The 26,410-nt window shown below is 31.6% G+C and carries 23 protein-coding genes; 14 read left to right on the top strand and 9 right to left on the bottom strand.

Annotated features, from left to right (window positions below; genetic code table 11):
* Nucleotides 1–64 precede the first annotated feature (64 nt).
* Nucleotides 65–868 carry an AraC family transcriptional regulator gene (locus tag OQ292_RS06180; RefSeq protein WP_284685184.1) on the bottom strand — a complete coding sequence of 268 codons (804 nt, stop codon included), beginning with the start codon at nt 866–868 and terminating at the stop codon, nt 65–67.
* 132 nt (nt 869–1,000) lie between these two features.
* On the opposite strand from OQ292_RS06180, the gene scpC reads away from it, so the two are divergent.
* On the top strand, nt 1,001–2,506 hold the full coding sequence (gene scpC / locus OQ292_RS06175; RefSeq protein ID WP_284685183.1) for a succinyl-CoA:acetate CoA-transferase ScpC: 1,506 nt from the start codon (nt 1,001–1,003) through the stop codon (nt 2,504–2,506).
* 57 nt (nt 2,507–2,563) lie between these two features.
* On the opposite strand, the gene OQ292_RS06170 is transcribed toward scpC, so the two are convergent.
* The 5 genes from OQ292_RS06170 to OQ292_RS06150 are packed head-to-tail and all read right to left on the bottom strand — an operon-like array spanning nt 2,564 to nt 6,686.
* Nucleotides 2,564–3,379: an MBL fold metallo-hydrolase gene (locus OQ292_RS06170; protein ID WP_284685182.1), complete on the bottom strand. Its 816-nt coding sequence runs from the start codon at nt 3,377–3,379 to the stop codon at nt 2,564–2,566.
* 25 nt (nt 3,380–3,404) lie between these two features.
* The gene (locus tag OQ292_RS06165; protein ID WP_284685181.1) at nt 3,405–4,364 is read right to left on the bottom strand and encodes an aldo/keto reductase; all 960 of its coding nucleotides are present in this window, start codon (nt 4,362–4,364) and stop codon (nt 3,405–3,407) included.
* A gap of 7 nt (nt 4,365–4,371) precedes the next feature.
* The gene (locus OQ292_RS06160; RefSeq protein WP_284685180.1) at nt 4,372–5,544 is read right to left on the bottom strand and encodes an MFS transporter; all 1,173 of its coding nucleotides are present in this window, start codon (nt 5,542–5,544) and stop codon (nt 4,372–4,374) included.
* A 50-nt stretch (nt 5,545–5,594) separates the two neighbouring features.
* Complete coding sequence (locus OQ292_RS06155; RefSeq protein ID WP_284685179.1) at nt 5,595–6,389, bottom strand: SDR family NAD(P)-dependent oxidoreductase; 795 nt, start codon at nt 6,387–6,389, stop codon at nt 5,595–5,597.
* Nucleotides 6,390–6,392: 3 nt separating this feature from the next.
* Nucleotides 6,393–6,686, bottom strand: a complete 294-nt coding sequence (locus tag OQ292_RS06150) for a hypothetical protein (RefSeq protein ID WP_284685178.1) — start codon at nt 6,684–6,686, stop codon at nt 6,393–6,395.
* Nucleotides 6,687–6,870: 184 nt separating this feature from the next.
* Here OQ292_RS06150 and OQ292_RS06145 point away from each other — a divergent pair, with 184 nt between their 5' ends.
* Nucleotides 6,871–7,710 (top strand): AraC family ligand binding domain-containing protein, encoded by an 840-nt coding sequence (locus OQ292_RS06145; RefSeq protein WP_284685177.1) that lies wholly within the window; start codon nt 6,871–6,873, stop codon nt 7,708–7,710.
* 20 nt (nt 7,711–7,730) lie between these two features.
* Nucleotides 7,731–8,123 carry a VOC family protein gene (locus tag OQ292_RS06140; RefSeq protein WP_284685176.1) on the top strand — a complete coding sequence of 131 codons (393 nt, stop codon included), beginning with the start codon at nt 7,731–7,733 and terminating at the stop codon, nt 8,121–8,123.
* A gap of 55 nt (nt 8,124–8,178) precedes the next feature.
* On the opposite strand, the gene OQ292_RS06135 is transcribed toward OQ292_RS06140, so the two are convergent.
* A complete protein-coding gene (locus OQ292_RS06135; RefSeq protein WP_284685175.1) occupies nt 8,179–9,174 on the bottom strand; it encodes an alpha/beta fold hydrolase in 996 nt (331 codons plus the stop codon).
* A 271-nt stretch (nt 9,175–9,445) separates the two neighbouring features.
* Here OQ292_RS06135 and OQ292_RS06130 point away from each other — a divergent pair, with 271 nt between their 5' ends.
* On the top strand, nt 9,446–10,129 hold the full coding sequence (locus tag OQ292_RS06130; protein WP_284685174.1) for a histidine phosphatase family protein: 684 nt from the start codon (nt 9,446–9,448) through the stop codon (nt 10,127–10,129).
* A gap of 44 nt (nt 10,130–10,173) precedes the next feature.
* On the opposite strand, the gene mnmE is transcribed toward OQ292_RS06130, so the two are convergent.
* Nucleotides 10,174–11,565 (bottom strand): tRNA uridine-5-carboxymethylaminomethyl(34) synthesis GTPase MnmE, encoded by a 1,392-nt coding sequence (mnmE, locus tag OQ292_RS06125; RefSeq protein WP_284685173.1) that lies wholly within the window; start codon nt 11,563–11,565, stop codon nt 10,174–10,176.
* 271 nt (nt 11,566–11,836) lie between these two features.
* Between mnmE and OQ292_RS06120 the strand changes: the two genes are divergently transcribed.
* From OQ292_RS06120 to OQ292_RS06075, 10 genes are all read left to right on the top strand, one after another.
* Complete coding sequence (locus OQ292_RS06120; protein WP_284685172.1) at nt 11,837–12,661, top strand: CheR family methyltransferase; 825 nt, start codon at nt 11,837–11,839, stop codon at nt 12,659–12,661.
* Nucleotides 12,662–12,726: 65 nt separating this feature from the next.
* The gene (locus OQ292_RS06115; RefSeq protein ID WP_284685171.1) at nt 12,727–13,341 is read left to right on the top strand and encodes a chemotaxis protein CheB; all 615 of its coding nucleotides are present in this window, start codon (nt 12,727–12,729) and stop codon (nt 13,339–13,341) included.
* Nucleotides 13,328–14,164 (top strand): GAF domain-containing protein, encoded by an 837-nt coding sequence (locus tag OQ292_RS06110; RefSeq protein WP_284685170.1) that lies wholly within the window; start codon nt 13,328–13,330, stop codon nt 14,162–14,164. The genes OQ292_RS06115 and OQ292_RS06110 overlap by 14 nt, the downstream gene beginning before the upstream one ends.
* 72 nt (nt 14,165–14,236) lie before the next feature.
* The gene (locus OQ292_RS06105; RefSeq protein ID WP_284685169.1) at nt 14,237–17,701 is read left to right on the top strand and encodes a PAS domain S-box protein; all 3,465 of its coding nucleotides are present in this window, start codon (nt 14,237–14,239) and stop codon (nt 17,699–17,701) included.
* Between the two features lie 93 nt (nt 17,702–17,794).
* On the top strand, nt 17,795–18,337 hold the full coding sequence (locus OQ292_RS06100) for a SiaB family protein kinase (protein WP_284685168.1): 543 nt from the start codon (nt 17,795–17,797) through the stop codon (nt 18,335–18,337).
* A 14-nt stretch (nt 18,338–18,351) separates the two neighbouring features.
* Complete coding sequence (locus OQ292_RS06095) at nt 18,352–18,714, top strand: DUF1987 domain-containing protein (protein WP_284685167.1); 363 nt, start codon at nt 18,352–18,354, stop codon at nt 18,712–18,714.
* A 196-nt stretch (nt 18,715–18,910) separates the two neighbouring features.
* Entirely contained in the window at nt 18,911–22,024 is a 3,114-nt protein-coding gene (locus tag OQ292_RS06090; protein WP_284685166.1) for an ATP-binding cassette domain-containing protein, read from the top strand.
* A gap of 94 nt (nt 22,025–22,118) precedes the next feature.
* Nucleotides 22,119–23,030 (top strand): hypothetical protein, encoded by a 912-nt coding sequence (locus tag OQ292_RS06085; RefSeq protein ID WP_284685165.1) that lies wholly within the window; start codon nt 22,119–22,121, stop codon nt 23,028–23,030.
* A 101-nt stretch (nt 23,031–23,131) separates the two neighbouring features.
* Nucleotides 23,132–23,563, top strand: a complete 432-nt coding sequence (locus OQ292_RS06080) for a hypothetical protein (RefSeq protein ID WP_284685164.1) — start codon at nt 23,132–23,134, stop codon at nt 23,561–23,563.
* Nucleotides 23,564–23,722: 159 nt separating this feature from the next.
* Nucleotides 23,723–24,397, top strand: coding sequence for an ABC transporter ATP-binding protein (locus OQ292_RS06075; RefSeq protein WP_284685163.1), 675 nt, complete (start codon nt 23,723–23,725; stop codon nt 24,395–24,397).
* On the opposite strand, the gene OQ292_RS06070 is transcribed toward OQ292_RS06075, so the two are convergent.
* Entirely contained in the window at nt 24,394–26,337 is a 1,944-nt protein-coding gene (locus OQ292_RS06070; RefSeq protein ID WP_284685162.1) for a tetratricopeptide repeat protein, read from the bottom strand. The genes OQ292_RS06075 and OQ292_RS06070 overlap by 4 nt on opposite strands.
* Nucleotides 26,338–26,410 lie beyond the last annotated feature (73 nt).

Below are 26,410 nucleotides of genomic sequence, written 5' to 3'. Positions count from 1 at the left end.
TCAATTTTTGGTTTAAAAGGAAATTATATGCATAAAGTAAGAGCTCACTGATTTTAAAGAAAAACTATTTAAATATCTCATCACCTTTAGAATAGTCTGAAGGTCTCTTTCCAAGAATTTTGTAAAAAGTATTACTGAATGTTGGTACACTACTATAACCAACCATAAATGCTATTTCAGAAATAGTATATTTTTCTTCATTAAGGTATTCTATTGCCTTAAATATTCTCAAAAGAGTATAATATCGAATAAAAGAAATGTTCATATCACTTTTGAATAGCCTGTGTAGTGATCTTTCACTTAAGCCAATTTCTTTTGCAAGGTTAGAAAACATAATAGACTCCTCAAGATTGTTTTGTAGATATCTTACTAACTTTTGTAACCTAATATCTTTGGGCTTGGGTAATGTTAAAGAAAGTGGATTTTGAGAGATTTGAGAAAGTAACACCTTAAATGCATTTACTATAGGATACTGCGATTCATTATCAGTCCTAATATCTCCTTTCCATTTTTTTGTAAATAGCAGCAACTGAAGTAACATATCTGATACATGGTAAATACCTAAGGTTTTATAAAATTTATCATCAGATTGCTCTACAGGGAAATATAAGTTTCTCATTAACACTTTAGGAGAACTGGGATATATAGAATGCATCATTTTGGGAGGTATCCACATATAGTGTCTGGCAGGTAAGTAGTGAACTTTATCTTTTGTTTTAATGTGTACCATTCCTCCTTCGGTATAGATAAATTGCCCTTTTTCATGTTCGTGCTTCTGTATAAATACCTCACCCATTAAGCTATGATGACAGTATACGCTGTCTTTTTCTTTGTCAACCTCTGTAAGATAGTATTTATTCTGATGCATTTTTAGCGTGTCCGAAATGAATAAGTACTTGGCATTTTTGAATATTATGAATTACTACCAATCCATTAAATTGTATCTGATTAAAAACTTCACAAAAAAACGTTCCTTATCTTTTGAAATCTTAAATTAAACATGCCAAACAGAATATTATATAGTAAGTATGAAAAAAAAATTTTCTCACCAGAAAATGCTGCAAAACTTATAAAAAATAACTCAGTTGTTGGTGTTAGTGGTTTTACTAAAGCAGGTGATAGTAAATCAGTTTTACCTTCATTTGCTGAAAGAGCTGAAACAGAAAATTTGAAAATTACATTGTTAAGCGGTGCCTCATTAGGTTATGATACTGATGGAAAACTAGCCAAAAGCAATGCCTTAAGTAAGAGAATGCCTTTTCAGGTTGATTCAGCATTAAGGAATAGCATTAATAATGGAAAAGTATTGTTTATCGATCAGCATTTGAGTGAGACTGCAGAAATGTTAAGCAATCAGCATTTGCCAAAAGTGGATTTGGCAATTATAGAAGCTACTTATATCGATGAAAACGGCAATATTATTCCAACTACTTCTGTAGGAAATTCAGCATCTTTTGTCGAGCAAGCTGATCATGTAATTATTGAAATTAATAAATCCATACCTCTCTCATTTAAAGGAATACATGATATACATATGCATAAATCGTATCCTAAAAGAGGGATAATTCCTATTACAGAACCTGATACAAGAATAGGGGAACAATTTATTAAAGTTGATCCAGATAAAGTAATCGCAGTAGTTTTTACTAACCAACCTGATAGTCCTGCTAGAATTTCTCCACCAGATGATCATACTAAAGCAATAGCTAAACATTTGCTTGGTTTTTTTGAAAATGAGGTGAAGGAAGGAAGGTTAACAAATTCTTTGTTGCCATTGCAAGCTGGTATTGGAAAAATAGCCAATGCTGTTTTATCTGGATTTATAGAAAGCCCATTTGAAGATTTAACTATGTATTCGGAGGTATTGCAAGACAGTACTTTTGAACTTTTTGATGCTGGCAAACTAAAATTTGCATCAGCATCATCTATTACAGTTTCAGAAGAATGTAGGAAGCATTTTTTAGAAAATTTTGAAAAGTATAAAGATAAGATTGTTTTAAGGCCTCAGAATATAAGCAATGCTGCTGAAGTAATAAGACGTCTTGGTATTATTGCTATTAACACGGCAATTGAGTTTGATATTTATGGAAATGTGAACTCAACGCACATCACAGGCACAAAAATGATGAATGGAATTGGTGGTTCGGGAGATTTTGCCCGAAATGCTTATTTAAGTGTTTTTGTTTGTCCATCAACGTCTAAAAATAATAGTATATCTCATGTGGTACCAATGGTTTCACATACAGATCATACTGAGCATGATGTAGATATTTTGGTAACAGAGCAAGGGTTAGCAGACTTGAGGGGATTGGCACCAGTAGAAAGGGCAATTCAAGTAATTGAGAATTGTGTGCATCCAGAGTATCAAGAACAAATGAGACAATACTATGGTGAGGCACTTACACAGGGAGGTCACACTCCACATATTTTAGAAAAAACGTTCAACTGGCATTTAAACTTTAAGAAATATGGAACTATGAAAATAGGTAAACCAGAATTTGCTTAAAGAAGATCTAGAATGTGTATAGTAGTTTTAAAGGGAGTAGAAATTCTACTCCTTTTTTTATTTTCCTATAGCTTTTTCCATCATTATCCTCCATACATTCATATGTAACCATTCGTCATAGTTTTTTAAATGTTTGTATTGAGGCATTTTTACAGTGGTGGGAATCTCAAAAAATGGGGTATCACTTTTTAAAGCAGTATCAACAGCTTCGTATAAATCATCAAAGTAATCTTGCATGAGTGTAACATCATCACGATTTCCAATAGCTCTTACATGTGCCATATAAACATCATCAAATTCAAGTTTTTGAATCTCTTTGAGGTGAGCTACCCAGTTTTTTGGTGAAGCATCTGGCAAATAAGCATACAAAACTCTATCAGGAACTACTAAGTCAATAACAAAAATGGCATTGTATTCTGGAAACCTAAATACAGTCATTCCTTCGCCATGATTTTTTCCATAATAATGGAGCTCTAATGTTTTACCTCCAAAGCTAAATGTTGAGTTGGCACCATTCCAAGTACTATCTGGTGTTAATACTTTGGGATTAGGAGTAATGTTTTCTTTTGCTTTGATGTGACTGATTATTTTAGCTCCTTGATCTTTGAAAATTTTGCCACCGCTAATATGATCCCAGTGATTATGACTATAAAATAGATATTTAACAGGTTTGTTAGTCACTTTTTTGATGGCCTTCATTGTAGCGACAGCATGGGTAGAATCTAGTGGATCAATTACTATTACTCCATCATTTGTTATGTAGAAGCAAGAGTAAGTTCTGTCACCAACAAAATAAAGATCGTTTTGAGCTTTTATGGTTTCAATTGGTTGGGAAAAAATATTCACCGACCAGAAGCCAGTGAATAATAGCATTATTATATGTTTATAATTCATGTTGTTAAGTTTCAGAATATGTAGAAGCATTGTCTAATTGTTCCATATCATCTGTGGATAAGTTAACTTGAGTTGCTTCTAAAAAAGCTTCTATATGTTTTGCTTTAGTTGCACTTGCTATTGGTGCAGTAACTACTGGCTTATTGATTAACCATGCCAAGGCAATACCTGCTTGAGAAACATTGTGTTTAACTGAAAGATCATCAAGTGCTTCTAGAATATTCTTACCTCTTTTATTCAAATACTTTTCTATGCCACTACCTCTAGCACTTTTGTTTAAGTCTTCTTTACTTCGGTATTTTCCTGTTAAGAAACCACTGGCTAATGAATAGTATGAGATTACACCTAAGCCTTCTTTTTGACAAATTGAGGCTACACCTTCTTCAAAGCCTTGTCGGTCGTATAAGTTATACTCAGGTTGAAAAACTTCGTATTTAGGTAGACCATCTCTTTTGCTTGCTTCTAATGAAGCTGTTAATCTTTCAGGACTTAAGTTTGACGCGCCAATAAATCTTACTTTTCCAGCTTTAATCAATTGCTCATAAGCACTCAATGTTTCTTCAACTGGTGTTACATCGTCATCCCAATGAGAAAAGTATAAATCAATATGATCAGTTTTTAATCGCTGTAACGATTCTTCAACAGTTTTTAAAATATATGCTTTGGTAAGGTTTCTATGGCCTTTACCCAGACTTCCACCTACCTTAGTAATCAAGTTAACTTTATCTCTGGTACCTCTGTCTTTCATCCATTTACCTATAATGGTTTCTGACTCTCCGCCACTATTACCTTCTGCCCAACGAGAATATACATCTGCTGTATCTAGCGTAGTAATTCCTGATTCTATTAACTGATCCAGTATTTCAAAAGACTGTTTTTCGTCGATTGTCCATCCAAACACATTACAGCCAAAGACAACTGGATAAGTGTATAAATCTGTATTGCCTAATTGTCTTTTTTCCATGATCTATTTATGAGTTTACTGTTGCTATATTTACTTTTCTTTTTCTGATATAAATAATTGCAAAAGCGATAAGAATACCAGAAGCTGCCATTATTGCTCCTACTAAATCTGCTGATGTAAATCCGTAACCAAGTGCAATTGGCAAACCTGCTAAGTAAGCTCCTGAAGCGTTACCCATGTTAAAAGCACTTTGATTCATAGAAGAACCGAGCATTTCGGAACCTTTAGCAGAGTTAATCATCGTCATTTGAATTGGCGTAGTTACACAGAAAGAAATTACCCCAATTAAAAATGTCATTACCATTACCCCAATCTTGTCGTATGCAATAAATGTATTTGCAATAAGCATTGCCGACATTAAGACCAGCGTAAGTATTACTGCATTGATAGGAGAAAATTTATTAGCTAACCTTGCTCCAAGTAAATTGCCAACTGACATACCTAAACCTGCGAGAATCATTGCGTAGCTTACTACTCTTTCTGGATGGCCAGCCACATCTGTTATGAGCGGAGCTATGTAACTATACCATGCGAAAAAACCTCCTGTACCAATGGTTGTTAGTAGTATAACCATCCAAAGCTCAAGTCGTTTCAGGATTTTTAAATCTTGTTTAAAACCACCTACAGAAGAAGGCGCTAATTCTGGCATCCAGAACTTTATGCCTAAAACAGCTAAAACTCCTATAACACCCACCATGTAAAAAGCGATGTTCCAACTAAACTCATGACCGAAATATGTGCCTAAAGGAACACCTATTACGTTGGCAATAGTTAAGCCGGTAAACATAGTAGCAATAGCCTGAGGCTCTTTACCTGGTTTTGCTAATTTGCTAGCTACTACTGCACCAATGCCGAAGAAAGCTCCATGAGGAAAACCAGATAAAAATCTGGCAATCAATAGTGTAAAATAACTATTGGCAAAAGCAGAAAGGGTATTAAAAACAGTAAACCAAACCATTAATAGTAGTAATACCTTATGTGCTGGCCATTTACCACCAATACCTGTGAGTAAGGGAGCTCCTACAACTACCCCCAATGCATAAGCCGAAATAAAATGACCAGATTGAGGAATTGTGATATTTAATGCTGCTGCAACATCAGGTAGTATTCCCATAATAACGAATTCGGTCATGCCAATACCAAATCCACCAATAGCTAAAGCTATCAATGCTTTCTTCATAGGTTTATGTTAGAGTGGTTGAAAATTATATTATCTTATTTTGTGCGAAATTAGATAATCGAATTCACAACACCACCATCCACTCTTAAAGCTGCACCATTTGTTGCAGAAGAAAGTGGACTTGATATATAAGCAATCATATTAGCTACCTCTTCATTATCGGCAAACCTTTGTATTAAAGAAGTAGGCCTTCTGTTTTTAAAGAATTCGTCTACTACATCTTCTACACTTTGGTTAGTTTCAGCAGCTAGTTCTTTCATGCCATTTTCGTTTGATCTACTCCATGTAGGACCTGGCAATACAGAGTTTACAGTAACATTTGTGCCTTTAGATAATCTTGCTAATCCTCTAGAAATAGATAATTGGGCTGTTTTGCTCATACCATAATGCACCATTTCGGTAGGGATGTTTTGGCTAGATTCACTAGAAATAAAGATAACTCTACCTTCATTTTTAGCTAACATTTTTGGGAAATAATGTCTGGCTAGTCTTACGCCACTCATAACATTTATATCAAACATCTCAAACCACTCATCGTCGGTTATTTTCTCGAAAGGGACTTGATTATATATACCCACATTATTGATGAGTATATCCACTTCAGGAATTTGTTTGAGTAAATTATCTATGTCTGCTTTTTTTGAAAAATCAGCCGCAATTCCACTTACTTTAGGGTTATTAGTTTCATTTTTGATGGTTTCTACCACTTTGTCAACATCTTCTTGCTTTCTGCCATTTATAATAACTGCAGCACCTTCTGCTGCTAATAATTTTGCAGTGGCATAACCTATACCAGCAGTTGATCCAGTAACTAATGCTTTTTTATCTTTAATTTTTAAGTCCATTTCTTAAATTGTTTTTTGGTTATTAGTAATTGAATATCCGTTGTGCTCTGCAAATAAGTAAAGTATAGAAAGATATAAGCCATAAAACATTTGGATAGAAATAGCAGACCAGTTTTCTTGAATGCTAGAACCAAAAATTAAGATACAAATTAGGCAGGTGCCTGCTATTGTGGTTTTCCTCATTGCAATTCCACTTATTAACAAAATGCCTAATAGTAACTCTACAAAGGGTAAAATATAGGCGAAACCTAACACAAAACCATTTGGTAAAATACTTGAACTAAATGATTCTGCCATTCCTCCTGCAAAACTAGACAGCTTTGGTATTCTAACCTAAAAAGCTAAAACCAATCGGTAGTCTTGCTAGTAAGTAGGCTAAATTCTCTTTCTGCATTACTTCTAATATATGTTTCAACAATTAAACAGAACCATTCCTATATAGTTCTTGTATATTTCTATGATTATTAGGTAAAAACAGACTATGAAAAGGTATAAGCAGTTTGACAGTCTTATTGTTTCTGATTTTGAAAGAGATGAATGGGCAGATCCAATACATAATCACAATCATTTTGAGCTAATCTATATTGCCAAAGGCAGTGGGCTCCATCATCTAAATAATGTAAAGTTTCCTTACAAAAAAGGTGATCTGTTTTTGTTGGGGCCAGAAGATATGCATGAGTTTGAAATAAGTAGGAGGTCTCGATTTATTTATTTCAAATTCACTAAGTTGTATATTACTACAACAAATGAATTACCTATGCCCGACCATTGGAATCGAGATATAGATCAATTGCTTTATAATTCTGAAAGGAAAAAAGGGAATTTGCTGCAAAATGAAGCTGATCAAAAGCTGGTATTGCAACTCATGGATATGATTGTAACTGAATACAGTACAAAAAAACTGCTTAATGAAAAAGTAATCTTTCAGCTATTTACTGTAATAATTTTATTGATTAAACGGAATAAAAATGGGGTAATTCATAAACATAAGCTTAAAGAACATAACGGTATTGCCGAAGAAATTTTAGAATATATTGAGCTTAATATTTATGATCCTCAAAAATTGACTATAAAGAATCTGGCTAATCATTTTCATTACTCGCCTAATTACATCGGTATTTTATTTAAAGATAAAGTAGGGAATAGCTTAAGAGAATATATAAGTGAATACAGGTACCGATTAATTGAACAAAGAATTAAATTTGGTAAAATCGGTATGAAACAAATCGCTTCTGAATTTGGCTTTGTAGATGAGAGCCATGTTTATAAGTTTGTAAAAAGCAAGTCAGGTAAGCGACTGCGAGAAATTAAAAGTTTTTAGAAATAAAAAATAAGATATAGATGATTTTTGAACACTTCGCTATTAATGTAAAAAATCCACACGAGGTGAGAGATTGGTATTGTGAGCATTTAGACTTAAAAGTAGTGTGGGAGTTAAAAGAACATCCATATATGATGTTTTTGGCAGATTCTACTGGTAGAGTTGTTTGTGAGTTGTATTACAGACCCGAGTTTGAGATAACAGATTTCTCAAAAAAGCATCAGTTGGTTTTTCACTTTGCATTTGAGTCTGAAAACACTGAGGCTGATAAAAATAGATTGTTAAATGCAGGAGCAAGCTTTGTAGAAGAGATGAAAAAAGAAGATGGTACTCACATAGCTATGCTTAGAGATCCTTGGGGATTGCCTTTGCAATTATGCCAAAGAGCAGAGAAGTTAAACAAGCATGTTTAAAAGTAATTTCTTGCTCAACAAATAATTAAGCTCGTTGAGCAAGAAATGAGATTCTTTATTTTAGAAAATCTAAAAGGGGATTAATAAATTTATCGAAAGATTCGATATGTGGTAAGTGCCCGATATTTTCAATTTCAACAAGTTTAGCATTAGGAATTTTTGCTTGTGTTTTTTTACCTAACTCATAATACAAGCCCATCTTTTTTCGGGTATCTTCATCTACTAAAGGTTTTCCTAGTGCAGTTCTATCTCTGGTTCCAATTATTAATAAAGTTGGAGATTTGATGTTTTTAAACTCATAAACAACAGGTTGAGTAAAAATCATATCATATGTGAGTGCAGCGTTCCAAGCAACAACTTCATAGTTATCATTTAGTGTCCAGCCTGCTAAGAGGTTTACCCATTCGTCATATGCTGTATCCCATTTGTTATCGTAGTAGCTCTCAAGTTGATATTTCTTGATGGATTCATAATCTTTTTTCAACTCATTATTATACCACCATTCAATTGGTTTGTAAGGTACTACTACTTTGTAATCTTCTAAACCGATAGGGTTTTCAAGAATCAATTTTTCAGTAACATCTGGATACATTAAAGCAAATCTGGTGGCAAGCATTCCTCCCATAGAGTGTCCTAATACGGCAGTTTTTGTTATGCCAAGTTCATCTAGAATAGCTTTGGTATTTTGCGCTAGTTGTTGGAAGCTATATTGAAAGTTTTCTGGCTTAGAAGATTTACCAAATCCGATTTGATCGGGAGCAATTACTCTATAGCCTTTCTCAGTAAGCGCCTTAATGGTTTCTCTCCAATAAGCTCCATTAAAGTTTTTACCATGCAGTAATAATATGTTTTTGTTATTGTAATTGGATGGTTTTACATCCATGTAAGCCATTTTTAACTTTTGTTTCTGAATATCCAAATCAATAAAAGAGACTTTGTATGGATATTCATAATTACTCAAATCGATTTCTAAATTTTGGAGATTTTCTTTTTGAGCATAGATTAAAAGCGGTGTGAAAATGAAAATTATAATCAGATTGATTTTAGTCATAGTTGAAAATTTAACTTCATAAACTGGTTTTAGAGATTAACAAATTCATTTAATCTGAGTTTATATTTTTTTAGTTTATTGCCTTTTTCCAAGAATCTCTATTCCTGTTTATAGCTTTTACATCGCTTTAATAATTAATTTAAATGCTAAAATTTGGTAGATAAGCTGGTTAAGTTAACTGTGCTACATACATTTGTTAATTATTGATTTTTGGATTTTATTAATTAAAAATTAGCTATTGAAAAAGTTTTTGTATCTGATTCTAGTGTTTATGAGTACTCAGAGTACTGCCCAAAATCATAAAGAACTCGAAGGTCTCAGAGAATACTATAAAAATCAATCATTAGATTCTTGTATTATTCCTTATCGTGATTCAACCAAAATATATAATCAAATTATTCTCATTAGACATGGCCAGCCAGATGTGAGTAAAAAAGGTTGGCGAAATAGGGAAGGAGCTAAGCTTTTTGTTAAAATGTACGATAGTGTTGGTGTTTTAGCTTTTACCCCATTGCCAGTTTGTCCTGAAGATTTTAAGGAGAATAAGGTATATCATAGTAATATTCCAAGAGCTGTAAATACTGCATCAAGAATTTTTGCAGATCGCTATGATATGATTGAAAATGACCGCTTTAGAGAGTTTGAGAGAAAGATTTTTCCTTTTTTTAATATAAAAATGCCGCTGAGTGTTTGGTTAACAGTATCAAGAGGTTTGTGGTTTTTAGGCTTAAATGATAAAGGGATTGAAAACTTTAAAGAGGCTCGGAAAAGGGCAAAAAGCAATGCTGAATTTTTAGCAGAAGAAGCAGACAAAGAGCAACTTGTAATTGTTGTGGCTCATGGTTTACACAACAAGTATGTTGCTAAATACCTTAAAAGATTGGGTTGGGATACAGTTAGAAAAGGAGGAAGTTCTTATACAGCAGTTAATATTCTGGCAAGGCTAGATGAATGAAAAAAGAGGCTAAATAAGCCTCTCTGAATCAATAATTTCAAAAATTACTTTCCGATACAAAACTTACTGAAGATATTCTCTAGCAAATCATCTGTTGTGATTTCTCCGGTTATTTCACCAAGATGATATAGAGCTTGTCTAATATCTAAAGCCAGAAAATCGCCACTTACACCAGAATCAATTGCAGTTAATACATCATTTAAAGATTTTAAAGTATTTGATAAACTTTCGTAATGTCGAGCATTAGTTACAATTGTATCTCCACTTTTAAAAGAATCTAGGTTAACAAGATGTAGAATCTCCTGTGTTAGTGATTCAATATTTTCTTTGTTTTGAGCAGAAATACTTATTAAATGAGGAATTGAAGCAAGCTCTTCTGGCAATTGATGATTCTCCATTAAATCTATCTTGTTAGCTATTAAAATATATGGAGTGCTTAATTCCTCAAGCAGTTTAATTTCTTCTTTTAAATCCTTTAGAGGAGTTATTGAGATATCAAATAAATACATGATTAGTGAAGCTTTTTTCATTTTCTCGTAAGTACGTTGTACTCCAATAGCTTCTACCTTATCTTGAGTTTCTCTCAAACCGGCTGTATCAGTAAATCTAAAGTTATATCCTCCAATTACTATCTCATCTTCAATAAAATCTCTCGTAGTTCCAGGAATGTCAGAAACTATGGCTTTTTCTTCTTTAAGCAAGGCATTCAGTAAAGTAGATTTCCCAGCATTAGGTTTTCCAGCAATAACTGTAGGAATTCCATTTTTTATTACATTGCCAACGGAAAAAGAATTTATGAGCCTTTCTACAATTATTTTAATCTCATTAATGAGGGATTTTAACTGATCTCTATCTGCAAATTCTACATCTTCTTCAGAAAAATCCAATTCAAGTTCAATCATTGAAGCAAAATGTATAAGCTTATCTCTTAATTCTTTTATCTCTTCTGAAAAACCTCCACGAATTTGTTTTACTGCTGTTTGGTGTGCAGCTTCAGTTTCAGATGAAATTAAATCAGCAACGGCTTCTGCTTGAGCCAAGTCAAGTTTACCGTGCATAAAGGCTCTTTTGGTAAATTCTCCCGGTTGAGCGTATCTCACGCTATTTTTTTGAAATAATTCAATTATTTTTTTTATGATATATGAAGACCCATGACATGAAATTTCAACTGTATTTTCACCAGTATACGACCTTGGTTCTTTAAAAACAGATATCAAAACTTCATCAATAATGTGAGAGTTTTCTTCCTCAATTGTACCATAGTGTATAGTATGAGTTTTTGCTTTTTCAAGGTTTTTTGAGGGGAATAATTTATTTGTAGTAGTGATAGCATCTTTACCAGAAACTCTTAAAACAGCAATTGCGCCTTTACCAGGAGGAGTAGCCAGTGCTATTATAGTATCATTATTTTCTATTACATTTTCTGTATGTACCATAATCTATAAATAGATAAATCTTTTGTGCATTTTAAATAATTTTATATGTTCCAAATAAAGTATTCTCTTAAAAAGGAACATTAAAATTTTACTGAAATACCAAACGTGAGTGTTGAGCGTAAATACTCTAAGTAATTATAAAACTCGGGTTTTACCGAGATAATAGTTAAATATTTTTTGCCTCAACATACTTAAAGTTCAATAAGTAAATTGCTAAGATATTTAATTACATTTTACCTTATTAAAAAATTGTTGTTCAATTAGCAAATATATGTACGACATAGAAATTGCAGATTTAAGGAAGCTTATCGAGCTTGTAAAGGAAAAATACGACTACGATTTTAAAAACTATGCTATGTCATCGTTTAAACGTCGTATTAAAAGGATTGTGGAATTATATAAGTTTGATTCTGTAGACGCACTAGTAGAACGGCTAACACATAATCCATCATTTTTTGACGAATTTGTTTCAGAGGTTACTGTAAATGTGACTGAGATGTTTAGAGACCCGGATTTCTGGACAATTTTAAGAGATGAGATTATACCTAATATTTTATCTAATCATAATAAGTTAAGTATCTGGCATGCAGGGTGTTCTTCAGGAGAAGAAGTTTTTTCTATGCAAATTTTGCTAGAAGAAATGGGTGTTAGAGATAAATCCCACACAATTGCTACAGATATTGATTCTGCTATTATAAACAGAGCAAAAGATGCTACTGTAAGCAAGAAAAACATAGACTTAAATTCTAGTAATTATGAAAGATATCAAGGTAAGTATACGCTAGACAAATACTTTACAGAAGATAAAGAGAAATATTATTTTAATAAGCAGTTGCTGAGTAATGTTTCATTTAGGAAACATGATTTAGTTAAGGGACAAGTTTTTTCAAAATTTGACTTAATACTTTGCCGAAATGTAATGATCTATTTTAACCAGACATTACAAAATGATGTGTTATATCTTCTACATGAAAGTCTCTTTAAATATGGATTTCTATGTATTGGTTCTAAAGAGTCTTTAATCTGGTGTGACATTGCAAATAAATTCATTGTAATAAACAATGAAGAGAAAATTTACAAAAAAGTGAAAGAATAGTTTACATCATTAAGTATCCTTTAGTTTTTGAAAATGAGTATTTAGAAAAGGCAAAGATGTTTTAAATGTTTAGTTACAGGAATATAAATGTAAAATATAAAGCGATAGTGATAGGTGGCTCGGCAGGAAGCTTTCAACCTGTTACTAAAATTCTTTCAAGTATACCGAAGGACTTTCCTTTGCCAATATTTTTGTGTCTGCACCGTTTAAAGCACGTTCGAAATGGATTTGTTGAAGCTTTGTCGATAAAAAGTACGAAAGAAGTTCAAGAGCCATTTGATAAAGAGAGCATAAAGCGAGGAAGTGTATATCTCGCACCTGCAAATTATCATATGTCAATAGAACTTGGTAATTCAATATCTCTTTCAACAGAAGAAATGGTCAATAATTCAAGACCTTCGATTGACATAACATTAGATTCGGCTGCTTATGCTTATAGAGATAAGTTAGTTGGTATTTTACTTTCGGGTGCAAATAAAGATGGAGCACGTGGTATGAAAAAAATAAAAGATAGAGGAGGATTAACAATAGTGCAAAGTCCTGAAGAAAGTACTATTAACACCATGCCAACATCAGCCTTAGAAGCTACAGAGATAGATATGACTCTGACCACAGAAGAAATTGTTAAGTATCTGATCGAACTCGATAAATTGTTAAAAATAAAGCATGAAAACATTTAACAGAAATATCAGCATAGTACTAATTATTTTATTTGTTCTGGTAACTTTTTATGCGGCAATTGATCTGTTATCTCTCCCTAATGATATATTAGAATCAATAGGCATATCTGAAAATGCTAAGATTGAACAGGCCAAAAGAGTAGCTTTTTCGTCTTATACTGTTTTGATAATAGATTTCTTTATAGTACTTCTATTAATATTTATGTTTTCAATGAATAACATAAATCACATGGCAGAAAATATTGTTTATGTGGAGAAAGAGAAACAAGTAGAAGAGCAAGAAAGCTATAAAAGAGAAGGAGATAATATTGTTATGGAAGAATCTCTTCACAAGTTACAATCTCTATATAATTCAGAATATGATAGCGAAAAGAAGAAGTTTGAAAAACTGCTAGCTTTCATTTGTAATGAAGTAAAAGCAAGTGCTGGCGCACTATACGCTACTATAAAAAAAGATAATTTGAAATTTCAGGAATTTGTTGCTGGTTATGCCTTTTATATGCCAGATTCTGAAAAATTAAAATTTGAGTTTGGAGAAGGTTTAGTTGGGCAAGCTGCAAAATCTGGTAATGATGTTGTAATATCGGATGCTATGCCAAAAGGATATATTAAAATAACCAGTGGTTTAGGTGAGTCAGAACCAAATAATTTATCTATTATTCCAATAAAAATAGATGAAGACGTTAAAGGAGTGTTAGAAATAGCAAGCTTCTCAAAATTTAACCAAAGCCAAATTAAATTCCTTAAAGAAGCCTCTTCTTACATAATATCAAATGATGTAGTTGAGAGTGAAATTGTAGAACAGGAAGAGGGTAATATATAAATAACTTATCAGGTTTAATCTATTTCTAACGATTGATTTTTATTCAGCAGATTAGGGTAAAAGAATATCCGTATGTTTAAGAATATTAAAATAGGCACTAAGATTACTTTGTTACTACTTTCAGTAGTAATTTCTACTGTGCTCGCAATAAGCTATCTATCTTATGTAGAAAGTTTACAAACAGTAGAAAAACGATACTTTGAAAGTTTTAAACTTTTAAGTGATTTAAAATCTCGGCAAGTTGAGAATGTATTTAAATCATTAGAAAAAAATATTGATTATATAAAGAAAACACCAAGCTTTAAATCAGATTTTTTAGCAATTCAAAATGTATTAAACTTAGACCTAGACATTTCAGAAGAAGGGGAAATTTATAGTGATACTAATAACTTATTACAAACTATAGCAAATATCCAAGATATATATTCTTATAAGAATATTATATTTACTGATGTAGAAGGTGAGGTTAGATACTCTTATAACAATGCATTGACTGATATTAAAATTGGAAAGTTATATAGAGATATCAATATTGTTAAAGATGAAATTGATGGCTTTGTTTATTACAGTCAACCTTATATTTCTGCAGATGAAAAAGTAAATATTTATGCTTGTACTCCAGTAACAAACGATAATTTTGATATAGCAGGCTATTTTATAGTAGAGATAGATGTTAACAAAGATATCTTCCCATTGATTGAAAGCTATGAAGGATTGGGAGAAACAGGTGAAATAATCTTATGTTATCAAACTGATGGGTTAATTAGATATATAAATTTACTTAGACATTCAGATGCTTTAGAGTTAACTACAATTGTAGATCCAGATAATGATTATTCTGTTGCTGCGCAAAAAGCAGTAAATAATGATGATGTTGATTTTATAATAGATACAGATTATAGAAATTTAAAAGCTTTAGCTACTTGGAATTATATACCAAGTTTGAAATGGGGAATGGTTGTGAAAATGGATAAAGCTGAAGTTGATGCATCTGTAGAACCTCTGATTTGGACTTTCTTAAAATCAGGTGGAGTTATTATTTTATTCTCAATCCTGATTTCAGTAATCTTCTCTAAATTCCTTACTAATCCAATTCTTTCTCTTAAAAACAAATTGAAACTTGTTTCTAAAGGTATCTTACCAGAAAATATTAGAAGAAGAAGTAATGACGAAATAGGAGAAATGGCAAGTGCAGTTACAGACTTGGTTGTATCGCTTAAAAGTACAGCTGATTTTGCACACCAAATTGGAGAAGGTAATCATGATGCAGATTTTGCACCAATGAGTAAAGATGATATTCTAGGTAACGCTCTTATTACAATGAGTAATAGCATCCAAGAAGCTGAAAAGAAAGATAAAGAGCGAAACTGGATAGTAACAGGTGTTGCTGAAATTGGACAGTTATTAAGATTACATAATAACTTAGAAGATTTAGGAGATGAAATTATTGGTTATATAACTAATAAAGTTGGAGCAATTCAAGGTGCTTTTTATACTCTGAATGATGATGACCAAGATGAGGTTTTCTTTGAGATGAAAGCAAGTTATGCTTATAACAAAAAGAAATATTTAAAAGGGAAATTCAAGCTAGCACAAGGTTTAGTAGGGCAGTGTGCTGCTGAACAAGATATTATTTTAAGAACAGAAGTACCTGAAGACTATGTTACAATAACATCCGGTATTTTGGGTGATAAGAAGCCATCTTGTATCTTATTGCTACCATTAATAACTAATGAGCAAGTTTTTGGAATATTAGAGTTTGCAGGTTTAGAGAAATTTAATGATACTCAGATTTCACTGGTAAAAGAAATTAGTGTAATTGTAGCTAGAACAATCTTTAACATAAAAGTTAATGAAAGAACAGTTAAGCTTCTTCAGGAATCTAGAAAGATGAGTGAGGAACTTCAGTTACAACAAGAAATATTAAGACAGAATGCGGAGGAGATGGAAGCAACTCAGGAAGAGTTGAAAAGGACAAACCATAGGCTAGAAGATCAAATTCTTGAAGTTAATAGAACTCAAAAAAGATTACAGGTTTTACTAGAAAATGCTTCAGAAGTAATTACAATTTACGAAAAAGATGGATCTGTAAGATATGTGAGTCCGTCTGTTGAAACTATCTTGGGTTATGCTACAGATGAGTTAATTGGAAAAAGTGATATTGAAAAGGTTCATGATGATAGCATAAAAACATTTCAGCAAATGTTTAATGAGCTATTGAAAGAGAGTGAAAATAGTATTACCACTCAATATGAGTATAAATTGAAGAATGGAGAAACTGTTTGGCTTGAAGCTACAGGTACAAACTTATTGGATGATCCTGCTATTCAAGGTATTGTGATTAACTCTAGAGATATTACTGAACGAAGAAGAGCAGAGAAGGAAGAAAGAATGAGAAGCCAGATGGAAGCTCTATCTGAAAACTCATTAGACCTTATAACAAGGGTAAATAATGAAGGTAGGTTCTATTATATTAATCCAGTAATTAAGAATTTAACAGGTAGAAATACAGATTATTTCTTAAATAAAACTATAGATGAAGTTCATCTAAATAATGAAATTAAGGAGAGTTGGAAGGAGATTTTTCAACAAGTTTTCAATAAGCAAGAAAAGTTTATTACTGAATTAGAGTTTCCTACTGTTAAAGATGATGTGAGGATTATGCAGGTAAGTGCTATTCCTGAAGCAGTTGAAGACGGTACAATTGAATCTGTTTTAATGGTTTCGCATGATATAACAGATAGAAAGAAAACAGAAAATGAGGTAAGAACAAATAATAAAAAGATTACAGAAAGTATCAATTATGCAAAAAGGATTCAAACAGCCATTTTGCCAAATGATACAGTAATTAACAAAGTGTTCCCAGATTCATTTATCTTCTATAAGCCAAGAGATGTAGTAAGTGGAGATTTTCCATGGTTTATCCAGAAAAATGATGACATATACATAGCAGCAGTTGATTGTACTGGTCATGGTGTTCCAGGTGCTTTAATATCTTTAATTGGATATTTCATATTGAATGATGTGATAAATAGTGAGGAAGAAATCGAGACAGGTAAAGTACTTGACTATTTAAATCAAGGTGTTACGAAGACTTTGCGCCAAGACGATCCAGATGCAACTACTCGTGATGGAATGGATATCGCGCTTTTAAGAGTAAATTATAAAGAAAACTTTTTTGAATACTCAGGAGCTAACAGACCTCTATATATGAATCATGATGGTGAGCTGGTTCAAATAAAAGGGGATAAATTTCCAATTGGTGGAGGTAAGTATAAAACCAGAACAAACTTCTCTACCCATAGAATGAATATTAACCATAAAGAATCTCTCTATTTCTTTTCAGATGGATTCCCAGATCAGTTTGGTGGTAGTGATAATAAGAAGTTTGGAAATCAAAGAATACGCTCAATTATCCAAACTAATCAAGGCCAATCTATGGAACAAATGTCACAACATTTTGGAAATGCTTTTGAGGATTGGAAGGGAGATAGAAAGCAAACTGATGATGTGTTAATGATAGGAATTAAATTATAATAGTAATACAGTTTTGTAGTTAGTATAATGAAAATACTTAGCTGCTTTATGAAATTAGAAAATAGCCACTAAAGCTTTGAAAATTAGCTTATTATGAAGTATATCTATGACCTGCATAAGACCATGTTAACTAAAAATCTGATTTTAGTTTATGAGGGAGAATTTACTCAGGATATCACAAAATCAGTGTTAGCCATGGCCGAAAGAAATATGGAATCGATGGGTGAGGAGTCTGGCATTAAAAGAAAGGTTTTTAATGTAATGGTTGAGTGTTTGCAAAATATTTGTAAACATGCTGAATCTTTTGACGAGAATACCTATGGGAAAAACACTGCAATTTTTATGATTGGGAAACATGATTCTGAGTATTTTATCACATCAGGTAACCCAATACTTTCTGATAAAGTATCAGATATGTCAAAAAAGCTGGAAGATATAAATAATTTAGATAAAGACGGATTAAAGCAGCTTTATAAAGATATTATTAAAAACGGTAAACTTTCTTCAAAAGGAGGAGCCGGTTTAGGTTTTGTTGATATGGCTAGAAAATCAGGAAAAAAATTGATTTTTGATTTTGAGCCAATTAATGAACATCTATCTTTCTTTTCATTAAAAACTACTATTCCAAGAAATTAATAAACTTTATTGATATGAATATTTTAAATCTTGAAGGAACCGAAGATACACCAAAAATAATTTTGGATAGTCAAAATAAAATCTATGAGATATCAGGTAGATCTCTTCCTGAAGATTCAGCTGAATTTTTTCAACCAGTTCTGGATTGGCTCGATGAATATAAAGATGCTTCAGCTCCAGAAACTGTATTCGAATTTAAATTAGAATATTTTAATACTGCATCATCTAAATTGATATTAGATATATTATCAAAACTTGAAGAGGTAGAGGGAGCAAAGATTATGTGGTACTTTCATGAGGATGATGAAGATATGGAAGAAGCTGGTGAGGAATTTTCTGAATTAGTTGATGTCCCATTCGAATTTAAGACTTATTGATTTGATTAATAAATACTTACATTTTAAGCGGCTATAGTTAGCCGCTTTTTTTATCTATCTCCATACCCTATTTGGAAATTTCATCTTTTATAAATTAAGCAGTTATTTTTTCTGCAATAAAAGGAAGCATTGCCGTTAAGATATAGAATTTAAATATAGGCACGACATCTAGTTAAGGTTTAACTTTTTTAGTAAGATGAGTGAAGAAATACTAAAAGCTCTTACACAACTTTTTGCCATAATTTCCAAACAAGATGGTGGGGTTACTGAGGGTGAAAGAGATTTTGTTATTAGTTTTTTCAAGAAAGAACTTGATGCAAAAACAGTAGAAGAATATCTGAGTTTGTATGATAAGGCATCAGACTATGGTGTTAAGGAAGTTGTAATGGCTGACAGTGATGGAGGCAAGCAAAAGACAAAGAAAAAACTTACTAATGTAAAAGACTCAGTAAGAACATTAGGTCTATGTAGAAAGATCAATAAAACATTAAATCAAAAACAAAAGGTAGTTGTTTTAATTAAACTACTTGAGTTACTTGCTGCTGACAAATCATTCACACCTCAAAGAATGGAAATTATAAATACAGTAGCTACTGTATTTAATGTTCCTGCAGAAGAATATAAACTTATTGAAAGATTTGTAATTGAAGAGCATTCCTCAAAAATAGATAATGAAGATATTTTAATATTTGATGATGAAAGACCTCCAGAAGGAAGTAAGATCAAATATATTGATTCTGGATTGTTGGATGGTGAAATTATCTTTATTAGGATAAAAAGTGTAGGACTCTATTTTACAAAATACACAGGCATAGATGAGATTTTCTTGAATGGAATGCCTGTGAAAATGGGCAGTATTCTACAATTTGCTCCAGGTAGTGTATTTAAAACTCCTAAAGGTGCCCCTCTTTATTACAGTGATCTTGTTAGTCGATATAACAGTGACAAACAAGCTGATAGAATATCATTTAATGTTCATGATTTAGAGTTTAGATTTCCAAATGGAGATATTGGTCTCAGAAATATAAATATTTCTGAGAATACAGGGCAGCTAATTGGAATAATGGGAGCTAGTGGTGCTGGAAAAACGACATTACTTAACACTTTAGCTGGATTAGAAAAACCTTCAAAAGGTAAGATATTAATTAATGGTTACGATATCTTTTTAGAGAAAGCTAAGATAGAAGGGGTTATTGGATATGTAGCACAGGATGATCTTCTAATAGAAGATTTAACAGTTTATCAAAACCTTTACTATAATGCCAAGCTTTGCTTTAAGGATACACCGGAAGAAGAGTTAGATAAAAAAGTAATTAATGTTTTGACGAGTTTAGGCTTGGATAGAATCAGAGACCTAAAAGTTGGAACAGTATTAAATAAAAAAATAAGTGGAGGGCAAAGAAAAAGATTAAATATAGCTCTTGAGCTTATTAGAGAGCCTGCTGTTATGTTTGTTGATGAACCAACTTCAGGTCTTTCTTCTAGAGATTCGGAAAATGTAATAGATTTATTAAAAGAACTTTCCTTAAAAGGGAAATTGATTTTTGTTGTAATACATCAACCGTCATCAGACATATATAAAATGTTTGATAAAATGTTTTTGATGGATACTGGTGGCTATCCAGTTTTTTATGGAAATCCTGTTGAAGCATTAGTATACTTTAAGAGAGCATCTGGTCAGGTAGATAGTGAAAATGGTCAATGTAATACTTGTGGTAATGTAAATCCAGAACAACTATTTAATATAATTGAATCTAGAATAGTTGATGAATATGGTGAATTTACAAATAAAAGAAAGGTAGCACCAAGTGAGTGGCACAAGCATTTTAGAGAAAAGTTTACATTAGATAGAAAGGATGATTTTAATGAAGAGCCTCCGAAAACTTTAAAAATTCCAAATAAGCTACATCAAACTGTAATTTTTACTATTAGAGATTTTCTTTCTAAAGTTAGTAATACACAATATTTAGTAATTAACTTAGTAGAAGCTCCTTTATTAGCATTGCTTCTTGCTTTAGTAATTAGGTATAGAGGGGCTCATGATGATTCTTATATTTATCGTCATAATGATAATATTCCCGCATTTATACTAATTTGTATTTTAGTAGCACTTTTCATGGGATTAACAGTAAGTGCTGAAGAAATAATTCGAGATAGAAAAATTCTGAAAAGGGAAAAGTTCTTGAATCTTAGCAAGAGTAGTTATCTACTTTCCAAAGTAATAATTCTATTCTCATTGTCTGCGATTCAGACTCTAAGCTTTGTGCTTATTGGTAATACAATACTTGATATTAAAGGACTAAATTTAATGTATTGGATAGTGCTATTTACAGTATCATGCCATGCAAATGTGTTAGGTTTAAATATTTCATCAGCATTTAATTCGGCAGTAACTGTTTATATAATTATACCTCTTTTAATTATACCTCAAATGGTAATGAGTGGATTATTGTTTGATTTTGATAAATTAAATAATTCAATAAGCGAGAGAGGAAAAGTGCCTATTGTGGCAGATATGATGATATCTAGATGGGCATACGAAGCTATTGCCGTTGAGCAGTTTAAAAGTAATGATTATCAAAAAAATATTTTTGAATTTGAGAAAAGAGAAAGTCAATATAATTTTAAAGTAGCATATTGGATACCTAAGATGCAAGAGCTATTAACTAGTTCATTAAGTGCATATGAAATAGGAAAAAATGATTCTACTATCAAAATTGTTGAAGAAAATTTAAGTATTATCAAAAGCGAAATAGCAAAAGATATTTATACAATTAAATTTTCAGATTTTCCTTTAGATTCTGTTAAAGATATATCAGCTGAGGACTTTAATGAAAAAGTATCATCATTGATATGGTATCATTTAGGTGATGCTTCTAATTACTACAGTATTAATCTAGCTCAAGCAAGTGATGCTAAAGATTCAGTATTGTATGTTATGAAAAAGGCTTTACCAGAAGGCAGTGATCTTGCTGATTTTAAAGATCATTATTATAATGATCAATTAGAAGATTTAATGAAAAACAGTTCTGCTGAAGAAAGAATAGATATTAATAAGGGTAAAATTATACAAATAATTGACCCAATTTATCAGGATGTTTACTATCCTGATCAACCTCTAAACTACAGAACTCAATTTCTTGCTCCAGATAAACCATTTTTTGGAAGCAGTTTTAACACTTTAGGTTTTAATATTAGTGTAATTTGGCTACTTACAATAGCTCTCTATGCAACATTATATTTTGATTTTCTACTAAAAATGATGGAATTTGTGCCTTCTCTTACTTCTAAATTCCCAAAGAAAAAATAGAAATATGTTTTTGTCGTTGCTAGTAAAACAAGAAGAGATATAAACATTTATTAAAATAAAAGATATTAACCAACACAATAAAAAGGTTTTAATTATGAAAAAACTGTATTTGCTTTTTTTTGCAATTTCTTCATTCTGGGCTTGTAGTTCAAATAGTGCTCCTTCAAATGAAACTGAGAATCAGATGGCAACTGCCAGCGCTATTCCAGAAGAGACCTCTATTGTGAAAGTTGATGATGATATAATTAATGATATTTTACAATCTATACCTTCACCGTTAGAGATCTCATTACTTATTAAAGAGGTAGGTTCCTATTATAATAAGGCAGATCTTAATGATCATAACAAAGTTTCATCTTATTCTACAAATTTCGATAAAGCTTTAAACTTAGGAATCTATGGTACTGATTTAGGGTATTCTAATATTTATAATAAAAATCAAGATGCGCTAAATTACTTAAACTCTGTGCAGAACCTTGCTGAAGGTTTAACAATAGGTCAATTCTTTGACTATGCTACACTTAAATCTTTAGCTGAGAGTGCAGATCAGAATCTAGATGCTTTATTACGTACTACTACTGCTAATTTTGAGAAAATTAATTATCACTTAAGGCAGCAAAAGCGTGAGCATTTGAGTATTCTCTTACTTACAGGTGGTTGGGTAGAAGCTTTATACCTAACAACTTTAGTGCACCAAAGAACTAAAAATGAAGTACTAAGAGAAAAAATTGGAGAGCAGAAAATAGTATTGGATAGAATATTATTGGTTCTTGAAGTTTATAAAACTAGAAATGGTTTTGCTGAGCTTATTGTAGATCTTAAAAAATTACAGGCAATTTATGATCAAATAGAGATTGAAACTGTATATGAAGAACCAACAATGGTTGAAAAAGATGGAGTTCTAGTAGTTGTTGATAATACTAAGAGTATTGTAAACATCACCGATAGAGATATCGATACTATTACTAGCTTAACAAAATCAATCAGAAATAAAATTATTAACTGATTGTAGAAGTAGTCTATCATCTTTTTTTAATAAAATCCAATAATGCAACTATCTGATTCTGCTAATAAAAGATTCAGTTTCAGGTGTAAAAAAATATACAAATGAAAAAATTGATTTTTTTAATTGGTTTTCTATTCAGTTCTTTTCTTTTTACACTTACGGCAAGTGCCCAGTGTAATTCAGAGTTGTATGTAAATAAAAGTATGAAATCCTTAGAATCTGGTTTTCAGTATTCTAAAAGTTATAGAATTGATGGTAGAGGAGGTAATAGAAGAAAAGTTGAATATACATGTGTATTTAGTAAAGATACCAACTACCAAATTAGAATAACAGGAAAAGATGGAGGAGCACAAGGACTAATAGGTACTTTATATGATTCTAAAAGAAACGAATTAGTTTCAAGTTTTTATAATAACAAGTTTTTAGAAGGTTGGACATTTAAATGTAGAGCAACAGGTATATATTATTTAAGTTTTACTTTTAAGAACTCTAAAAGTTATTGTGGCGCAGCAGTCTTAGCCTTTAGACGATAATTATTTACTTACAAAATAAATTAGGAAGGTTTTTTAGCCTTCCTTTTTTGTTTTAACCTTTTTTAGATTGTAAACATGATATTAACCCTTTATCAAAATGTTTTTTAAATCATATCAATTATTGATTATCTTTCAAAACTAAAACTAAGCTGATTTGATATGATCATTTTAAAAGATGTTGATAAATTTTTTAAATCAAGGTTTCAGAAAACCTTTATTCTTAAAGGTATTGATCTAGAAATAAATGAAGGAGAATTTGTGACAATTATGGGTCCAAGTGGAGCAGGGAAGTCTACACTATTGAATGTTATAGGTATGTTAGACCAAGCTAATGCTGGAGAGTTCTATTTTTTAGATCAGCCTGTTCATAAATTTAATGAGAAGAAAAGAGGTGAGATGCATAAAAACTTTATCGGTTTTGTATTTCAAGCTTACCACTTGATAGATGAATTAACTGTTTATGAAAATATAGAAATGCCTCTACTCTATAAAGGAGTAAAAGGAAGTGAAAGAAAGTCACTAGTAGCAGAAATGCTCGATAGGTTTAATATTGTTGCTAAAAAAGATTTATTTCCTCATCAACTTTCAGGGGGACAACAACAGGTAGTAGGTGTTGCTAGAGCTATTATTGGCAAACCGAAATTAATACTTGCAGATGAACCTACTGGAAACCTACATTCAAAGCAAGGAGAGATGATTATGGAGCTTTTCAAGAAATTGAATGATGACGGAGTTACTATTATTCAAGTGACACACTCAGAAAAAAATGCTGAGTATGGAAGTAGAATTGTCTATCTGGAAGATGGTGCAATAACCAGTGATAAAAATAATTAAATCTCTAGGCCAAAAATTATAGCATCGTCTACTTTATCAATATCTGGTATATACTGAGAAAGTCCACTAGTTAAGGCTTTCTCAGTTTCTTTTATACTTTTTGTGTCTTGTTTAGATAATATAACTCTAATATTTTCTTCAGTAAATACTTTGGTGCCATCATTACAACTTTCTAAGAACAGAAATAACTGATCTTGTTTATTTATCAGAAATGTTTTATTACTGAACATTTTTGAATTAGTCTGGATAGGCTTACCTAGTATAAAGCTATCTGGATTTACAATATGGAGGTTGTTATGTCTAATATTATAAATAGGGAGTCCTGCACCTGCATACACAATTCTTTTTGTATTGATATTTATTGAAAGTGCTAATGCAGCTACACCTTCACTTTTATCATTTATTAGTGTTTTATAATTAACAAGTTTGTTATGAACATCCTGTAATAAATCAGAAGGCGTGATAAACACTTTATTGTTTAGCATTTTTTCTGCGAGTGTATTTACATAAATACCTTGTACTAGACCTGCGATATCTTTGTCGTTACAGTTAAGCGCAAGTATGTAAAAGGTATCGTCAACCAACGAAAACTTTAAGAAGTTTCTTTTAACCTTAGCTTTTCCATATTTGTGTAAAAAGTAACCTGAGAAAATATTAAGATACTCTGGCATGTCAAACATCAATGTGTTTTGTAGCTTAAAGAGCTGTTCAGAGGTTTCTTGAAGAAGTTTTTCCGTTTTGCTTAAACTTTCATGTTTCTCTTTTAATTGATTTTCTAGTTTTAATACTGAGTCTCTCTTTTCTCTTTTAGCTTTAATTCTTTGGTAAAGGAAGAAGATCAATACAAGTGATAATATTAATAAAGCAATTAGCGATAGTGCTCGATAATTTTGCACATCGCTCAAATTATGAAGCTTTTCTATTTCAGACTCTTTTTGTTTAAGCTGGTGGTCAATTTCTAGAGCTGCAATTTTAGTTTTTGTGACTTCGCTCACCATACTATCTTCTGTAGATATATAAAGCTTATAGTAAAGAAGCGCATTTTTATAATTATTTTTTTCTTCAAATAACTTGGCAAGACTTTCATAACTATTTCTTACCAGAGATAAAGAATTTAACTGTTCAGCAATTAGTAAACTTTCTCTTATTCTTCTTTCAGCTTCATCGTATTGTTGGAGCATTTTTAAAGTTTGGCCTTCCTTCATTAAGGCAACTGCTAAGCCAAAAGTATTTCCTGTGGCTTCACTAGCTTTCTTACTTTGTTTAATATAAATTAAAGCTGAATCTGGTTTATTTAATTTAAGATACATATCCCCCAAGTTTACAAGTGGCTTGTAAATTTGAGATGAATCTTTAATCGAATAACTTATTTCTAGTGATTTTATAAGGTTTTGGGTGGCTTCTTTATACTGCTCTGAGTTAATTTGAATTAGTCCTAAAAGGTTAAGCGCATCTGCTTTAGAGAGTTGATTTTGTGATAACTCTAATGCGTCAAACTCTTGTTTTACATATTCAAGAGCTTTTACATAATCGTTAACCAACAAGTAAGTGACACTTATTTTGTGTAAAGCATTGGCTTTTACATCATTTAAATTCTCGTCTATACTTGTTGTTAGAGCTTCAAATAGATATGTAAGTGCTTCTTCAGACTTACCAAAATTTCTTAAAACAACACCTACATTGATATTAGAAATAGCAATTTGCTTATGATTATTATCATCCTTCGCTAGCTTTAAAGCTTCTTGAGCATAAAAAAGTGCTCTCTCTGTATTGGTGTTTCTATAAAGTACTGACAGCTCATTATAAACATTAATTCTTTCTTCACGACTAACCTGATCAGCAACTGCTTTGAGGCTGTCAATTTGAAAGACATTTACGTTTTGAGCGTAAAGTAAATTATAACTATTGGTTAAAAATATGATTATGAATAGTAGACGCATGCCGACCCACTTTATGATATGGAGTAAAAATACTGAAATTGTATTATTATGCGAATAAATTGCATTAATTAAT

It is taken from the genome of Chondrinema litorale, assembly GCF_026250525.1.
Classification (GTDB): domain Bacteria; phylum Bacteroidota; class Bacteroidia; order Cytophagales; family Flammeovirgaceae; genus Chondrinema; species Chondrinema litorale.
The sequence above is the reverse complement of the archived record's forward strand: the minus strand, read 5'-3'. Positions and strand labels throughout refer to the sequence as shown.

Coding starts and splice junctions, on each gene's coding strand:
- OQ292_RS06110 (WP_284685170.1), top strand. CDS start 13,328: ATGAAAACATTTAACAGAAATATCAGCATAGTACTAATTATTTTATTT.
- OQ292_RS06070 (WP_284685162.1), bottom strand. CDS start 26,337: ATGCGTCTACTATTCATAATCATATTTTTAACCAATAGTTATAATTTA.
- scpC (WP_284685183.1), top strand. CDS start 1,001: ATGCCAAACAGAATATTATATAGTAAGTATGAAAAAAAAATTTTCTCA.
- OQ292_RS06165 (WP_284685181.1), bottom strand. CDS start 4,364: ATGGAAAAAAGACAATTAGGCAATACAGATTTATACACTTATCCAGTT.
- OQ292_RS06160 (WP_284685180.1), bottom strand. CDS start 5,544: ATGAAGAAAGCATTGATAGCTTTAGCTATTGGTGGATTTGGTATTGGC.
- mnmE (WP_284685173.1), bottom strand. CDS start 11,565: ATGGTACATACAGAAAATGTAATAGAAAATAATGATACTATAATAGCA.
- OQ292_RS06180 (WP_284685184.1), bottom strand. CDS start 868: ATGCATCAGAATAAATACTATCTTACAGAGGTTGACAAAGAAAAAGAC.
- OQ292_RS06080 (WP_284685164.1), top strand. CDS start 23,132: ATGAAAAAATTGATTTTTTTAATTGGTTTTCTATTCAGTTCTTTTCTT.
- OQ292_RS06130 (WP_284685174.1), top strand. CDS start 9,446: ATGAGTACTCAGAGTACTGCCCAAAATCATAAAGAACTCGAAGGTCTC.
- OQ292_RS06145 (WP_284685177.1), top strand. CDS start 6,871: ATGAAAAGGTATAAGCAGTTTGACAGTCTTATTGTTTCTGATTTTGAA.
- OQ292_RS06120 (WP_284685172.1), top strand. CDS start 11,837: ATGTACGACATAGAAATTGCAGATTTAAGGAAGCTTATCGAGCTTGTA.
- OQ292_RS06115 (WP_284685171.1), top strand. CDS start 12,727: ATGTTTAGTTACAGGAATATAAATGTAAAATATAAAGCGATAGTGATA.
- OQ292_RS06150 (WP_284685178.1), bottom strand. CDS start 6,686: ATGGCAGAATCATTTAGTTCAAGTATTTTACCAAATGGTTTTGTGTTA.
- OQ292_RS06090 (WP_284685166.1), top strand. CDS start 18,911: ATGAGTGAAGAAATACTAAAAGCTCTTACACAACTTTTTGCCATAATT.
- OQ292_RS06095 (WP_284685167.1), top strand. CDS start 18,352: ATGAATATTTTAAATCTTGAAGGAACCGAAGATACACCAAAAATAATT.
- OQ292_RS06085 (WP_284685165.1), top strand. CDS start 22,119: ATGAAAAAACTGTATTTGCTTTTTTTTGCAATTTCTTCATTCTGGGCT.
- OQ292_RS06155 (WP_284685179.1), bottom strand. CDS start 6,389: ATGGACTTAAAAATTAAAGATAAAAAAGCATTAGTTACTGGATCAACT.
- OQ292_RS06075 (WP_284685163.1), top strand. CDS start 23,723: ATGATCATTTTAAAAGATGTTGATAAATTTTTTAAATCAAGGTTTCAG.
- OQ292_RS06100 (WP_284685168.1), top strand. CDS start 17,795: ATGAAGTATATCTATGACCTGCATAAGACCATGTTAACTAAAAATCTG.
- OQ292_RS06170 (WP_284685182.1), bottom strand. CDS start 3,379: ATGCTATTATTCACTGGCTTCTGGTCGGTGAATATTTTTTCCCAACCA.
- OQ292_RS06135 (WP_284685175.1), bottom strand. CDS start 9,174: ATGACTAAAATCAATCTGATTATAATTTTCATTTTCACACCGCTTTTA.
- OQ292_RS06105 (WP_284685169.1), top strand. CDS start 14,237: ATGTTTAAGAATATTAAAATAGGCACTAAGATTACTTTGTTACTACTT.
- OQ292_RS06140 (WP_284685176.1), top strand. CDS start 7,731: ATGATTTTTGAACACTTCGCTATTAATGTAAAAAATCCACACGAGGTG.